Origin of the sequence: Nocardia sp. NPDC051981, from assembly GCF_040680715.1 — a bacterium.
Lineage (GTDB): Bacteria > Actinomycetota > Actinomycetes > Mycobacteriales > Mycobacteriaceae > Nocardia.
Genome location: NZ_JBFAXK010000037.1, coordinates 42860 through 56020, shown reverse-complemented (window position 1 = coordinate 56020; position 13161 = coordinate 42860). Strand labels below are relative to the sequence as shown.

The 13161-nt window shown below is 65.9% G+C and carries 16 protein-coding genes and 2 pseudogenes; 9 read left to right on the top strand and 9 right to left on the bottom strand.

Features of this window, described 5'->3' with window-relative positions; genetic code table 11:
• Window positions 1-105: 105 nt before the first annotated feature.
• Window positions 106-747 carry a TetR/AcrR family transcriptional regulator gene (locus AB0L60_RS38615; RefSeq protein WP_364624753.1) on the bottom strand — a complete coding sequence of 214 codons (642 nt, stop codon included), beginning with the start codon at window positions 745-747 and terminating at the stop codon, window positions 106-108.
• On the opposite strand from AB0L60_RS38615, the gene AB0L60_RS38610 reads away from it, so the two are divergent.
• Window positions 734-1675, top strand: coding sequence for an SDR family oxidoreductase (locus AB0L60_RS38610; protein WP_364624751.1), 942 nt, complete (start codon window positions 734-736; stop codon window positions 1673-1675). The two genes, AB0L60_RS38615 and AB0L60_RS38610, sit on opposite strands and share 14 nt — an antisense overlap.
• 286 nt (window positions 1676-1961) lie before the next feature.
• Here AB0L60_RS38610 and AB0L60_RS38605 read toward each other — a convergent pair whose 3' ends face one another.
• Window positions 1962-2537, bottom strand: a complete 576-nt coding sequence (locus AB0L60_RS38605; RefSeq protein ID WP_364624749.1) for a TetR family transcriptional regulator — start codon at window positions 2535-2537, stop codon at window positions 1962-1964.
• Between the two features lie 167 nt (window positions 2538-2704).
• Here AB0L60_RS38605 and AB0L60_RS38600 point away from each other — a divergent pair, with 167 nt between their 5' ends.
• Window positions 2705-3466 (top strand): SDR family oxidoreductase, encoded by a 762-nt coding sequence (locus AB0L60_RS38600; RefSeq protein WP_364624747.1) that lies wholly within the window; start codon window positions 2705-2707, stop codon window positions 3464-3466.
• Between the two features lie 77 nt (window positions 3467-3543).
• On the opposite strand, the gene AB0L60_RS38595 is transcribed toward AB0L60_RS38600, so the two are convergent.
• Window positions 3544-4389, bottom strand: a complete 846-nt coding sequence (locus AB0L60_RS38595) for a helix-turn-helix transcriptional regulator (protein ID WP_364624745.1) — start codon at window positions 4387-4389, stop codon at window positions 3544-3546.
• Window positions 4390-4685: 296 nt separating this feature from the next.
• Here AB0L60_RS38595 and AB0L60_RS38590 point away from each other — a divergent pair, with 296 nt between their 5' ends.
• Both AB0L60_RS38590 and AB0L60_RS38585 read left to right on the top strand, forming a co-directional pair.
• Complete coding sequence (locus tag AB0L60_RS38590) at window positions 4686-5465, top strand: TetR family transcriptional regulator (RefSeq protein WP_364624743.1); 780 nt, start codon at window positions 4686-4688, stop codon at window positions 5463-5465.
• A 297-nt stretch (window positions 5466-5762) separates the two neighbouring features.
• Entirely contained in the window at window positions 5763-5948 is a 186-nt protein-coding gene (locus AB0L60_RS38585; protein WP_364624741.1) for a hypothetical protein, read from the top strand.
• A gap of 240 nt (window positions 5949-6188) precedes the next feature.
• Here the strand turns inward: AB0L60_RS38585 and AB0L60_RS38580 are convergent.
• The 3 genes and pseudogenes from AB0L60_RS38580 to AB0L60_RS38570 all read right to left on the bottom strand — a co-directional run.
• Window positions 6189-6638 (bottom strand): annotated as a pseudogene (locus AB0L60_RS38580) (methyltransferase domain-containing protein); the annotation flags it as partial.
• 72 nt (window positions 6639-6710) lie between these two features.
• On the bottom strand, window positions 6711-6839 hold the full coding sequence (locus AB0L60_RS38575; protein ID WP_364624739.1) for a hypothetical protein: 129 nt from the start codon (window positions 6837-6839) through the stop codon (window positions 6711-6713).
• A gap of 1 nt (window position 6840) precedes the next feature.
• Window positions 6841-7425 (bottom strand): TetR/AcrR family transcriptional regulator, encoded by a 585-nt coding sequence (locus tag AB0L60_RS38570; protein WP_364624737.1) that lies wholly within the window; start codon window positions 7423-7425, stop codon window positions 6841-6843.
• Window positions 7426-7549: 124 nt separating this feature from the next.
• Between AB0L60_RS38570 and AB0L60_RS38565 the strand changes: the two genes are divergently transcribed.
• Both AB0L60_RS38565 and AB0L60_RS38560 read left to right on the top strand, forming a co-directional pair.
• Entirely contained in the window at window positions 7550-8149 is a 600-nt protein-coding gene (locus AB0L60_RS38565; protein WP_364624795.1) for a DUF2867 domain-containing protein, read from the top strand.
• Complete coding sequence (locus AB0L60_RS38560) at window positions 8146-8544, top strand: DUF6463 family protein (RefSeq protein ID WP_364624735.1); 399 nt, start codon at window positions 8146-8148, stop codon at window positions 8542-8544. Before AB0L60_RS38565 ends, AB0L60_RS38560 begins: the two co-directional genes overlap by 4 nt.
• A gap of 42 nt (window positions 8545-8586) precedes the next feature.
• Here AB0L60_RS38560 and AB0L60_RS38555 read toward each other — a convergent pair whose 3' ends face one another.
• A complete protein-coding gene (locus AB0L60_RS38555) occupies window positions 8587-9216 on the bottom strand; it encodes a TetR/AcrR family transcriptional regulator (protein ID WP_364624733.1) in 630 nt (209 codons plus the stop codon).
• A 61-nt stretch (window positions 9217-9277) separates the two neighbouring features.
• On the opposite strand from AB0L60_RS38555, the gene AB0L60_RS38550 reads away from it, so the two are divergent.
• From AB0L60_RS38550 to AB0L60_RS38540, 3 genes and pseudogenes are all read left to right on the top strand, one after another.
• Window positions 9278-9790, top strand: a complete 513-nt coding sequence (locus AB0L60_RS38550; protein WP_364624731.1) for an SRPBCC family protein — start codon at window positions 9278-9280, stop codon at window positions 9788-9790.
• Between the two features lie 73 nt (window positions 9791-9863).
• A complete protein-coding gene (locus AB0L60_RS38545) occupies window positions 9864-10220 on the top strand; it encodes a hypothetical protein (protein WP_364624729.1) in 357 nt (118 codons plus the stop codon).
• 160 nt (window positions 10221-10380) lie between these two features.
• Window positions 10381-10828, top strand: a pseudogene (locus AB0L60_RS38540) (PaaI family thioesterase).
• 19 nt (window positions 10829-10847) lie between these two features.
• On the opposite strand, the gene AB0L60_RS38535 reads toward AB0L60_RS38540, so the two are convergent.
• Both AB0L60_RS38535 and AB0L60_RS38530 read right to left on the bottom strand, forming a co-directional pair.
• A complete protein-coding gene (locus AB0L60_RS38535) occupies window positions 10848-11450 on the bottom strand; it encodes a TetR/AcrR family transcriptional regulator (RefSeq protein WP_364624727.1) in 603 nt (200 codons plus the stop codon).
• 102 nt (window positions 11451-11552) lie between these two features.
• Complete coding sequence (locus AB0L60_RS38530) at window positions 11553-13112, bottom strand: AMP-binding protein (protein ID WP_364624725.1); 1560 nt, start codon at window positions 13110-13112, stop codon at window positions 11553-11555.
• Between the last annotated feature and the right edge of the window lie 49 nt (window positions 13113-13161).

Genomic DNA, 13161 nt, shown 5'->3' with positions numbered 1-13161 from the left:
CCTTCGGGATTGGCATCGGGGATTGCACAATGATCGGTGGAACCGCGCTGATCAATGCGGGATTGACGACCCCGGCACTACCGTGGCGGCCGAGGTCGGCACCGGCTACTCGCCGCCGGTCTGCTGTTCGATCATGGACACCAGGGTCGAGATGAGTTCCTCGGCCGTGATTTGCCACTTGTCCGGCGACAAGTGCCCATTGACCTCCATATCCGTGATTCCGTGCGCGCTCGTCAAGAGCAGCGGCGCGAATTGGCGGGCGTGCTGTGCGCCGACGAGATCGCCGACGATGGCGAGGAATTCGTTCATGGCGTGGTCGGCTGCCTGATTCGCAGCGAATATCACAGCCGGATCGCCGGCCGGGGAAGTGAACATCAGCCGGTAAAGGTGTGGCTGACGGCGGCCGATCGCCATTAGCGCGGCCAGGCCACGGTGCAACGTTTGGGCCGGGGTCATTTGCGGATCGGTGCGTACAGCCCGTACCTCATCGGCAAGCCGGTCCAAAGCCTCGGCCGCGATGGCTGTCAGCAGGCTGTCCTTGTCGGGGAAATGCCGGTACGGCGCGCCGCGAGTAACTCCTGCACGCGCCCCCACCTCGCGCAATGTCACCGCATCGGGTCCTCCGCCGTCCAGCAGAGCGGCGGCAGCGTCCAACAAGGCGCGTCGCGTCGCGGCGGCGGATTCAGTACGGCTGACCATGTCGATCACAATACAGTTGACAGTGTCACCTGAGATGTCTACCGTCATTCGGATGACAACGTCATCTGAACCTTCTGTTGAAACCTGTGGCTGCGTGGTCGTAACTGGAGCCTCGACCGGAATCGGTGCGGCGTCTGCGCGTGAATTGGCCCGACAGGGATTCCAAGTCCTCGCCGGCGTCCGCCGTGAGCAGGATGCGGACGCGCTCCGCGCGTTGCGCATCGAACCGGTCATCCTGGACATCACCCAGCCCGATCACGTCGCCGACCTCGCCGCCCGCGTCCGCTCGGAGCCGATGGCGTTGCGCGCGTTGGTGAACAATGCCGCTATTTCCATCAACGCCCCCGTCGAGGCCCTGCCGCTTGATGAATGGCGCCGCCTTTTCGAGGTCAACCTCTTCGGTCACATCGCCGTCACCCAGGCCCTGCTGCCCGCCCTCTTGCGCAGCTCCGGCCGTGTGATCAATATCAGCTCGGTCGGTGGAAGGGTCGCTATGGCTACCTTCGGTCCCTATGGGGGTACGAAGTTCGCTCTCGAGGCGGTCAGCGATGCGCTGCGCCGCGAGCTGGCGCCACTCGGCGTGCGGGTGGTGGTTGTCGAGCCTGGTGGAGTGCGCACCGAGATGGGCGACCGGGGCATCGCTGCCACGAGCCGGCTGGCGGCCGCCATGTCGCCAGAACATCAGGATCGCTATGGATCGCTGGTCCAGGCGGTCAACGCGCTGACCGCTGCCGGCACTGGAAGGGGGAAGTCCGCCGACGATGTCGCCCGAGTGATTGCCAAGGCCGTGACCGCGCGGAAACCTCGAACGCGCTACACCGTTGGACGAGACGCTGCCCTGCTGACCCGCCTGTCGCGGGTTCTACCGGACAGCATGCTCGACCGCGTCAGCGCGGCCGCGCTTCGTCCGCACTATCCGAAAGCCACTACCGCTCGAAACCAGTCCGTGCCGCCCTTGTCCTCGACCTCGGTCTGACGCCCCTTAAGACATGTCCGCGAAGCCCTGCGGATGCTGGCGCCCAGCTCAGTTGTGACAGACGAGGCAACGGACTTGTCGGTTCCACGGCTTCGTAGCGAGTGGCGAGGAGCGGTCAGGTGCCCCCCGTTGCGCCGGATAGGCCGTCGAAAAGGCCCCGCTCGACCGATTCCCTTGCGAAGAATCGGTGCTGTGCGGGGGCAGTCCGCAGTGCCTTTGGCGACTTCAGCCTTGTTTGGGTTAGCTAGTCGCGCAACGGGTTCGCGGTGAGCGGCGACGTTGCCGGTCAGCGAGGCGATGTGCGCAGTCCGTCCAGGGTCAGATCGAGTAGCCGTTCGGCCTGTTCGCGCTGCTCGGGCTTTCCGGACGCGAGTGCGATGCCTGTGAGTGCCGCGAACATATCGGTCGCGGAGATGTCAGCGCGAATGGTGCCCGCCTGTGCACCGGCCTCGAGCAGTGAGGCCAGGGCGTCGAGCATCATCTCCTTACTGCGGACGTAGGGGTCGACGCCGGACTCCACGAGGGCGCGCAGCGCTTCGGCCATGCCGAGTTTGGCGGTCGCGTAGTCGATGAAGTGGCCCATCCAGGCTCGCAGTGCCTGCTTGGGTGGCATCGACTCGAGCAGTTGCGGTGCCGCGTCGCACAGTTTGGCCAGTTCGTTCCGGTAGGCGGCCTCGATCAGCACCTCGCGCGTCGGAAAATTGCGGTACAGCGTCCCGGAGCCGACTCCGGCCTCTTTCGCGATCCGCTCCAGATGGGCGCTGAGCCCGTCCTCCGCGAAGACTCGCACGGCGGCGGACAGGATTTTATCGCGGTTGCGCTGGGCATCTGCTCGCAACGGGCGCCCTTCGGCTCGTGTCATGGTCGCCTTCCTTCGATCGGCCTCTTGCTAAGTGGAGGTGTCTCCAGTTTTTCTCATAACTGGCGGCGCCTCCACTTTCACTGTACGGCACCGCCATCCCATTGCTTTCCAGCCCGTAACGGGTGAATCCGCGCGGACCTGCCGAAACTGATACCTGAGGAGACATCATGGCTCTTGCACTTGACGGGAAAGTCGCCATCATCACTGGAGGTGCCTCCGGCGTCGGCCTGGGCATTGCCCAGGAATTCATCGACGAGGGCGCCACGGTGATCATCACCGACCTCCAGCAGCGCGCGCTCGACGACGCCGTGAAGAAGATCGGCGGCAATTGCACCGGCATCGTCGCCGACGTCACGCGGTCGGCCGATATGGAGGCCGCGTACCGCGAGATCGAATCACTGCATGGGCGAGTCGATATCGTCGTGGCGAATGCGGGTATCGGCGCGCACGCGCCTCTGGGGCATATCACCGAGGAACAGTTCGACCGGACATTCAATGTGAATGCCAAGGGTGTGCTGTTCACGGTTCAGCCCGCGCTGCGACTGCTTCCGCGGAGTGGCGCCGTGGTCATCATCGCTTCGACCGCCACTATCGAGCCGCCCCAGGGCATGAGCATGTATGGCGGCGCCAAGGCGGCGATCAGGTGCTTCGTGCGGGCGTGGATTCAGGATGTGAAGGGCTCGGGAGTCCGGATGAACATCCTTAGCCCCGGCGCCGTCGACACCGAATCCCTGCGCAGCGCAATGGGAATGGTGCGAACGCCGGAGGAGGTCGACGCGGCCGTGCGGCAGATGGGGGAGGGAAACCCCATAGGCCGCATCGCCGATCCGCGCGAAATCGGGAAGGCCGCGGTGTTCCTTTCCAGCGGCGCATCGAGCTTCGTGACCGGTGTAGAATTGTTCGTCGACGGCGGCATGGCGCAGGTGTGATGCGCTTGCCAGTGCGCGCCGGTACGAATCAATAACGGGGCCATAGGTTCTGGTGACTGTGGGTGGTCACCAGAATCCTAGTCCGCCGCCTTGATCTCCTGCTCACCCACTACGGACAGCAGTTCGAGCTGTTCGACAGCGTGCGATCCGGGCGCGGGGGTGAACCACAGTAGCCGTTGGGTGCCGTCCTCGCTGAGCAGGCTGAGGCAAGTGAGCTCTATCTCGCCGACCAGGGGATGGATCAGCCGTTTGCGGTCGGCGCGGCGCACGGCGACTTCACGCCGGCCCCACAGTTCGGCGAATTCCGCGCTCTTCCGCAGCAGTTTCTCGGTGAGTGCGATGATTTCGGGATCCTTCGCGCGCCGGCTCGCGATCGCCCGCATATCCGCGACGAAAACCTGCGACTGGTGGTCGTGCTCGTCCGGGTGGTAGAGATCGCGGACGGACGGGTCGGTGAACCACTGGTAGATGAAGCTCGCCTCGAGACCCGTTTCGGCTGCCGGAGGTCCCAGCAGTGCTCGCGCCAGCCGGTTTTGAGTCAGTGTTGCGCTGAGATCGGTGATGACCTGTGCAGGGGTGTGTGGAAGTCGATCAAGTAGATCGAGCATGCCCGGATGGACATGCGCGGCGACGCCGTGTACCGGCGGCAACGGGCGACCGGCGAGGTGATACAGATGGTTTCGCTCGTCCGAGGTCAGGCGCAGGGCCCGGGACAGCACCGCCAGCATCTGCTCGGACGGTTGGACTCCGCGTCCCTGTTCCAATTCCACGTAGTAATCGGTGGAGGCTCCGGCGAGCCCGGCGACTTCGTCGCGGCGCAGACCGGGTACTCGTCGGCGCGGTCCGGTCGCGAGCCCGACTTCGGAGGGCCGCACCCGATCACGCCGGGACTTCAGAAACGCACCGAGTTCCGAGAGATCCATGACCTCAGTATCTGACCGGTGCGAGGACGCGTGCCAGGTGGTGACGGCCCCTGTCTGAGCGCGGCCGCCCCGGACACCGAGGGGGCACCTGCCGCGCTGATGCGGCGGATGCTCCTGTCGTGGCCGGAGGTCAGACCAGCTTGTCGGCGACCAGGATTACCTTGCCCTTCGCCGGGCTTTCGCGGCATCGAAGATCAACTTCGGCACGAATGGTCGGATGCGATGGCACGCCCCTATCGGTGGAGGCCGGCCCACCAGACGACTGGTGCTGCGGACGATTTTCGTGAGGTGAAATTATGAATTCGTCGACAGCACAGAGTGACCAGGCACTGGCCGGTCGGATTCGCGGGGCGACACCGGCGCTACGCAACCTGGTGAACGGCCACGCACCCGTATTCTTGGACACGCCCTCGGGTACACAGATGCCACAGCCGGTGCTCGACGCGATGCGCACGTATATCGAAACCGGGATGTCGAATCGCGGCCATTTCACCCCGCGCGGGCTGGCGACTGAGGATCTGCTGGCGGGGACGGTCCGCAACCGCACCAAGATCCTGTCCGCCGCCCGTGAGCAGATCGCCACCCACGGCCCTGAGGTGGGCATGGACCAGATCGCAGCTGCGGCAGGGGTCGCTGTCGGCACCCTGTACCGGCATTTCCCGACCAAGACCGATCTCGTGGCGGCTCTGGTCATCGAGTACGTCACCCGGGTCGCCGATGACGCCGAAGCAGCTTGTGCGCGTGTGGAATCCGGGACGCGCGCATTGGACGAAATCGCTGGATTCCTGGCCGGGGTCGTCGAATTGACCGCCACCAACCAAGCCGCCAAAGCCGCCGCCTACGCCCTCGGCGCAGACCCCGCCGCCAAAGCCGAGGAAGAGCGCGCCACAACCGCGCTGGCCGTCCTTATCCAGGCCGGACAGGCCGCAGGCGACATCCACCCCGACGTGACAGTCGGCGACATCCACCTGCTGTTCTCCGCCGCACCCACAGACCAACCGCACCCCGCTCGCGCCCGATGGCTCACCCTCGTGCTGCCCGGCCTGACAACCCACGCCCGAACCGGCAAACTCTGACGCACCCGAACCGCGTGGGACGCACCGAACTCGGCATTTCAAGGCGTTTTCTACCTCCCACCAGGCGGCAGACGGCCAGGACGACGACAGCGCCAGCTCTGCTGAAGAGCACTCCGCACATCACTGAACGCGGCTTCGAACATCGACAGATGGCGCGACTGCTCGACCCGCCCCGGTCGGTGACCTCTGCAACGGTGTCGTTCGGATCGCATTTTCCGGGGCCAAGGTCACTACCCGTGCAGATGTGCCAGTGCCACGCTGAAGACCTCAGCAGGACACCACAGAATTGAGACGGCCGTGTGTGAGATCGAGCGCAGGGTCCATGACGCTCCGTACCGGATTCGGTGGTCTCCGGCTCAGCAGCAGTTCGTCGCCTGCACCGACCACTACCCCGGCCTCAGCTACGAAGCCGACTGGCCCGCGGCCGCGGTCCGGGGCCTGCAAGACAAGATCCGCCGACGCCTCGTCGCGCAGAGCAACTGACATCCGATCACCGCGGTGTGGAGTCAAACCACCCGGCTGCTGCCGCGCGGCCTCTCGGACCCGGCCACCGCAGCACGGTCCATGGCAACCCGCTTGCGTCTCCTCCATTTCATAGCGAACGACTATAGGTAACCATTGCGTGCTTGAAGCGGTGCGACAACTATTGCGACAAAACCACCACCGGCCTGGAAACCGTCATCGCGATCGCCGCCGCCTCGACGCCGAACGCTGGGCCCGGCACTAGGCCCCGACCGTGGTCGCAACGGTCGGCGATCGCGGCGGCGTCGATGTGTCCAGGCCGATATCGCGGTCGGTGTCGCTGACGCGTAGGACGACCGGTCGCCGGACACCACCTGCCCGAGTAGCGGGATGATTGTGCGCATTCCCCACTCCACGACCGGGCTTCACCAGTCCAGTGGGCGGGCAGGTCTCGAGGATGACGATGCGACCGCCGGGCCGGAGCACGCGATGTTGTTCGCGCAGTACCCCTTCGAGGTCTTCGACGTTGCGCAGCAGGTAGCCCTCGGTGATCGCGTCGAACGATTCGTCACCGAAGGGCAGGTCGGTGGCGTCGGCGTGCTGCCAGTGGACGGCGTCGGCTTCCGGTTTGTCCTGGCGTGTGCGAGCATCCGCTCGGAGAAGTCGGCGCCGGTCACGGCGACGGTGGGGTATTCGCGGGCCGCCTCCAATGCGATTACGCCTGTGCCGGTGGCGAGATCGAGCATGCGCCCGTCCGCGGGCGGCGCCGCGCGCTCGGCGACTTCACGACACCATCGGGCGATGACAGCCGACGGTCATGATGAAATTCATCCGATCGTCGTACCCGGCGATCTTCTGAAAGATCCCGTGCACCTCAACGCTTTTGCCGTAGGGCAACTCGTCGATGGCCATCTCACGTACCCCCACGGTCGGGCCGCTCACCCGTCGCGCGATTCAGGATCAGGTCTCCCGCGCGCGCGATGACCTCTTCCCGAGTACGGCCGGGGTGATCGGCGGCGAGGAAATGGCTGCCGATAGCCGCGCAGAAGGCGAGCAGGCTGCGGGCCTCGACCTCGTCGGGATCCGAGCAGATCGTGCCGATCGCGTCGCGGAGTAGGTCCATGCGCCGGTTGTCGACTCGGCGCAGGCGTTCGGCGACGGCGGCGTCGCGGCGGGCCCAGTCGCGGATGGCCAGGTCGATGGGAAGCAACCGGTCGCCGGAGAAGGTGAGGTGACCGGCCAGCCGGGCCTTGTCGAGAACGCTGCCCTCGGCCCGTGCGACCTCCTCGACCACGTTGTCGACCGCTTCGCGCTCCCAGGTGTCGAGCATTGCCGTCAGCAGTGCCTCACGGTCGGCGAAGTAGCCGTAGAACCCACCCTTGGTAACTCCGAGAGCCTTGGCGAGCGACTCGATTCGCACGGCATCGACGCCCCCGGTTGCCAATGCCGCCAGCCCTGCGTCGATCCATGTCTCGCGCGGTGTGCGCAGCGCACCCATGCCGTGATCCACCTCACTCCAACGTTGTACGGAACCGTATAACGGATCTAGCCTCTAATTATACGCAACCGTATAACTCACGGAGGATGGTGTCATGTCCAATTGACTCCCCCGCACCGCACACATCGAAAAGCCATGGCGGATCCATGAAATCGCGCCGGACTTCCAGGTGCAGGACGTCTGGGCCTTTCGCGCGCCGGGTGCCGGACCGGACGACTTCCCGGTCGTTCTCGCCGCGCTGCGGACGGGCGATGGCCCATCGAGCGCTTCCGCACCGGTCCGATTCCTGTTCGCGGTGCGCTGGCGGCTCGGTGCCCTATTGGGCTGGGACGAACCCGGCGCGGGACTCGGGACCCGGGTTCGGTCACTACGCGACCGGCTGCCCGACGATCTGCGCCAGGAGTCGGCCGGGCCGGCGGTGCCGAACACCCCGTTCACCACCCTGTACGAACTCCACGATGAATCAGCGCTCGAGCTGGCGAACAAAACCGTGCACGGGGTGGCGCACCTCGGCTGGGTCCCGGCCCGCGGCGGGTACGAGCTGCGGATGGCGGTCCTGGTCAAACCGAATGGACTCTTCGGCCGGTTGTATCTGGCCGGCATCGAACCGTTCCGCCTGCTGATCGTCTACCCCGCGATGCTGCGGCGGTGGGATCACACATGGCGCCAACATGATTCGGCCGGGCACTTCGACTCCGTGCGCGAAATCGAGGAGGTCCGATGACCGCGTGGGCCGGCCGGCTGATCGTGCTGTTCGGAGCCGCGCACACGGTTCTCGCCCTGGCGTGGATGCGCGCCGCACGTCATGCCGGTGACTGGTTCAGCGGGGCACTGCGGCACGACGACCTGGCCGCAATGAGCGCGGCGAACAGCGCACTCTGGCTATCGCTGAACAGCTTCGGAATTCCGCTTGTCCTGATCGGTCTGACCGTTCTGTGGCTGGACCGCCGCGGCATCACGCCACCCCGATTCATCGTGTGGGTGCTCGGACTGTGGACCGTGCAATGCGCGATAGTCCTGACATTCACGCCGTGGCCGATCACGGCGGTGGCGACCGGCCTGCTGATAGCGGGCGGCCGACGAGCTGTCCCGGCTCCCGAGACGGCGGCAACCGTGTAACGGAGCTACTCGAGCGGGTTCGACGGCAGATCGTCGAACCCGTCAGCCCTCGTTCGCGGAATCCGCGGGGGCATCCGATAGCGCACCGCCGCCTTCACCGAGCGCGTCACGCACGATCCGGTTGACGGCCTCGGCGGTGTCGGTCAGGTCGGCGTCGGCCTTGCGCGCGCTTCGCCGCACGGCCGCATGGGGCAACTCGATGATCAGCAGAGCCAACCGTTCGCGATCGGCCCGGCTGCGGTAACCCAGCCGATCGCCGAGTTCTCGTAGGGCGTCGTCGATTCGGGCCTGCTGCGCCACGGCCACATCCCGGGATTCGGCACTCCACTGCGCGGACCCGAAGGCTTCCGGACCCGCGAGCAACACCGCGGCCTCCGTCGGATGCCGTCGCGACCAGTCGGTCACGTGATGCGCGGCCCGCATCGCGGCTTGCCGCGGCGAGTCAATGCGCAGGGCCTCGAGGAACCCGCTCTGGAATCGATCCACGGTGCGCAGCCACAGGCCCGCCAGCAGCGCCGCCCGGTCGGGAAAACGGTAGTAGACCGAGCCACTCGGCGCGCCCACGGCAGCCGCGACCGCGCTCATGGTGACCGCGGCGGCGCCGTGGGATACGACCAGGTCGGCGGCGGCGTCCAGCAGCGAGTCCAGGGTGTGCGTGGGTTTCCTTGACACGTATTAGAGATTACCCTCTAATTGCAATTAGAGAGCAATCGCTAAATGAAAGGTCCAGATCATGGTGAGCAATATCCACAGTCGGGTGATCGCAGCTGATGCTCAGGCGGTGGGTCGGCTGCTCGACACGCTGGCCACCGACGACGACCGGCTGTGGCCGATCCAGCAGTGGCCCGCGATGCGGTTCGATCGACCGTTGGGAGTCGATGCCATCGGTGGCCACGGGCCGATCCGCTACGCCTGCGTGAAGTACGTTGCCGGACGCGAAGTGAAGTTCCGGTTCCATCGTCCGGCCGGTTTCGACGGGACGCACGGATTCATCGTGGAAGAGTTGGACGCCACGCACACCCGCCTGACGCACGAGTTGATCATGCGAACCTATGGGAAGGATCGGTTCACCTGGCCCCTCGCGTGGCGCTGGCTGCACGATGCCGCGTTGGAAGACTCACTCGACTGTGCCGAGACCGCACTGGTTCCGGGGACGACGCCGAGGAGCCACCACAGCCGCTACGTTCGCTTCCTGCGCGGGCGGATTCACAGCGATCAGGTCCGCAAGAACAAGGTCCATCGGTAGTCGCGCCGAACGATTCGACACGACTTCACGCCGCGGCGCGCACCGCGTCCGCCGCGGAGACGAAAGGATCATTGTGAATTCCACGACAACCCGGCTGGGCAGGTCGCTGACCCGACTCGCGATCGCGGGCGCCATCGCCGCGGTCCCGCTCACTGCCTCGACAAGTCTGGCGAGCGCAGAGCCCACGACAACGGTGACGCCATCCGATCCACATGCCTACAACCTCGCCGACTGTGATCGGCCAGAACTCGAGGACGACAAAGCTTTCCAGGACTGGTGTGCCAGCGTTCGCTGGGCCTACGACCCGGCCAACCCTGCCAACTCGAACAGCCCGCTCAACCCCTACAACCCAGCCAACCCGAACAGCCCGCTCAATCCGAATAACCCGGCCAACCCCAATAGCCCGCTCAACGCGGCGAATCAACACTGACTCCGAGTACGGATTCACAGCCAGCCCCCGACACGCCGGACCTGAACCGCCAGGGAGCACGCCATGGCTGACCGCCAGCGACCTTCTGGGTGCGCTGGGCGACGCCACGGCGGCTCACGGACTGGGAAACCATGCGCCCCAACGAATCCGGAGCCGCCCCATGACGACCACCGCACCCTCCTTCGAACTGGCCCGCGCCGTGCTGGCCGCTCAGCCGTTCAGCGTCCTGGTCGGCGCGGAACTCACCGCCTTCGACACCGACGGCGCCACCCTGGAGATCCCGATCCGCGACGACCTGCGCCAGCAGTTCGGCTACGTCCATGGCGGAGATGCCGGCCTATCTCGCCGACAACGCCATCACCTACGCCGGTGGCGCCGCCCTGGGCCCGAACGTTCTGACCGGCGGCTTCACCATCACTTACCTGCGCCCGGCCAATGGCGCCCGCCTGCGCGCGGTCGCCAGCGTCATTGACGCCACCCGCCGCCAGGCAGTCTGTGGATGCCAGATCTTCGCGATCCCCGCCGATGGCGATCCGGTGCTGTGCGCGACAGCCCAGGGGACGGTTCGAGCGGTCGAACGAGAACTGACCGAGCACAACAGCAACTGACAATGACGTTGGGCTGCCGTCAATCCTGCCGCGGCAGCCCGATGAGTTTGCAATAGGCGTCGGCGATAGACGCGGGATCGAGCGAGCCATCCTGGTGATACCAGCGATGGCTTTCGCTGACCATATTGAGAATCGCGAAGGTGATCACCGACGACGGTGCGTTCGGAAGCTGCCCCAGCGCCTGCACCTTTTCGACGACACTCCGGACGGTGGCGACGAATTCGCGCTCATCGCGTTGCACTTGTTCGGCCACCGCCGGCTCCAGCCAGCGCTGCTCGCTGCGGTAGACGGCGAAGGTGAGATGGTTCGCGATCACCGCGTAGGTAAATCGGGTGATGATCGCTCGCAGCTGGGTGACCGGATCGCTGCCCGCCGCCAAGCCGTCATGCAGCGCGCTCGTCATGTCCCGATCGACCTGTAACGCGATCTCGCGCAACAGGTCTGCCTTCGATCCGACGTAGTGATAGATGGATGGCTGGCTGAGATCGAGTTGGGCCGCGATTTCCCTGGTGGTTCCCTTGCTGTACCCGCGGGAGGAGAAGACAGCGGCGGCGCCGTCGAGAATTCGCCGCCGTTTGTCCTCCCAGGCTGATTCCCCCCCGACCGGCGTTGACGCAGCCACGCGTGGGCCTCCCACCATAGTTCCTCCGAAATCGAACAAGTCAGCTTAGCCCGCAGCAGGATCCAGGAAGTGCGCTGGACGGCCTACCGGGGCCAGGCCACGTCACATGTCTGCCGCCATCTTGCGCAGGGCGACCCGATCAATCTTGTTCGCGGCGGTTTTCGGCAATTGCCCCACCACCCGGATGTCTCGGGGCTGTTTGTAGTGCGCCAGATTCGCCGTGCAGTAGTCGGCCAGCTCTGCTCGGTCGAGGACCACGCCGGCGTCGACGACGATGAACGAGACCGGGCGCTCGCCACGCCGTTCGTCGGCTACACCCACGGTGGCGGCATCGAGGATTCCCGGAAAATGGCACAGGGTCTCATCGATCTCGCGCGGGTAGACGTTGAAGCCGCCAACGATGAGCATGTCCTTCTTACGATCGACGATGAACAAGAAGCCGTCCTCGTCGAGATAGCCGATATCCCCGGTATTGAGCCAGCCGTCGGCGAAAGCCCCGTCGTTGTGCGCCGGATCGTGGTAACCGATCGTCATGTGCGGTGCTCGGACCTGTATCTCACCGGCTTCCCGGGCATTCGCGAGCCGGTGCGGATTGTCCGGATCGGCGACCCGGACCTCGACCGCGGCGGCGGGCAACCCGACCGAACCCGGTCGTGGGGACATGTCCGAGCGATTGCAGGTGATCGGCGCGAGTTCGGTCATGCCGTACGCCTCGCGGATCACCACGCCGGTTCGGCGCAGCCAGCGATCGTGCAGCGCGGCGGAAAACCGCGATCCGCCGCCCGGGCAGACCCGTACGGTGGACAGGTTCGCGCGATTGGCGTGCTCGCTCGACAGCAGACCGGCGTAGATCTCGGCCGGACCGCCGCCGAACACGGTGACCCGGTGGTCGCGGATGGCGGTAGCCACCGCATCGGGCTTGAATCCCTGGCAGATCACCACCGTGGCGTGGCCGTAGACCGGATTGAGGATGCCCATCAGCAACCCCCAGATATGAAACGAGGGCGCCACATTCAGCCACACCTCGGCACCGGGACGAGTCGGCCAGCACCCCTCCATGCCGAGGACGGTGAGCATCAAGGTGCGGTGGGTGTGATCGACGCCTTTGGGCACTCCGGTGGTGCCGCCGGTGAACATCATGGTCGCCAGCCGATCCGGCGGAGGCAGCTGGTCGTCGGTGATGGTGAGTGTCTCGTCGCCGCACCATGATTCGAGGGCCAGCTCACGGGTGCCGACCACGACGAGTTCGAGACCGAGCGACTCCGCCGCGGCGAAGACCTGATCGGCGGCCCCGGCCGTGGCGAGCACCACACTCGCCCCGGACCGTTCGAGTAGCAGGCGCAGTTCCCGGCCGGTGAAGCCGGGGTTTATCAGGGCCACCTGCGCACCCGCCAGCCAGGCGGCGAAGATCGCGGCCGACAGCTCGGGGCCGTTCGGCATGATGACCGCGACCGGGCGTCCGGCCACGACCGATTCGGAAAGGCGGCGTGCCAAACCCACCGCCGAACGCCCCAGTTCGGCGTAGGTCAGGGTCCGGTCACCGCAGACGATCGCCGTTCGGTCGGGCGTATCGGTCATTGCCCGGCGCAGGGATTCGACCGCGCTGGCGGACGGCTCGCGTTCCGGGCGGGCCGTCATCTCCTCGGTAGTCACAGCGGCCACCACAACCTCCAGTGAAGCGAAGACAGATCTTGCTGAGTTCTTGCAGGGT

Coding starts and splice junctions, on each gene's coding strand:
- AB0L60_RS38615 (WP_364624753.1), bottom strand. CDS start 747: ATGACGGTAGACATCTCAGGTGACACTGTCAACTGTATTGTGATCGAC.
- AB0L60_RS38600 (WP_364624747.1), top strand. CDS start 2,705: ATGGCTCTTGCACTTGACGGGAAAGTCGCCATCATCACTGGAGGTGCC.
- AB0L60_RS38560 (WP_364624735.1), top strand. CDS start 8,146: ATGACCGCGTGGGCCGGCCGGCTGATCGTGCTGTTCGGAGCCGCGCAC.
- AB0L60_RS38550 (WP_364624731.1), top strand. CDS start 9,278: ATGGTGAGCAATATCCACAGTCGGGTGATCGCAGCTGATGCTCAGGCG.
- AB0L60_RS38605 (WP_364624749.1), bottom strand. CDS start 2,537: ATGACACGAGCCGAAGGGCGCCCGTTGCGAGCAGATGCCCAGCGCAAC.
- AB0L60_RS38590 (WP_364624743.1), top strand. CDS start 4,686: ATGAATTCGTCGACAGCACAGAGTGACCAGGCACTGGCCGGTCGGATT.
- AB0L60_RS38570 (WP_364624737.1), bottom strand. CDS start 7,425: ATGGGTGCGCTGCGCACACCGCGCGAGACATGGATCGACGCAGGGCTG.
- AB0L60_RS38610 (WP_364624751.1), top strand. CDS start 734: ATGTCTACCGTCATTCGGATGACAACGTCATCTGAACCTTCTGTTGAA.
- AB0L60_RS38575 (WP_364624739.1), bottom strand. CDS start 6,839: ATGGCCATCGACGAGTTGCCCTACGGCAAAAGCGTTGAGGTGCACGGG.
- AB0L60_RS38595 (WP_364624745.1), bottom strand. CDS start 4,389: ATGGATCTCTCGGAACTCGGTGCGTTTCTGAAGTCCCGGCGTGATCGG.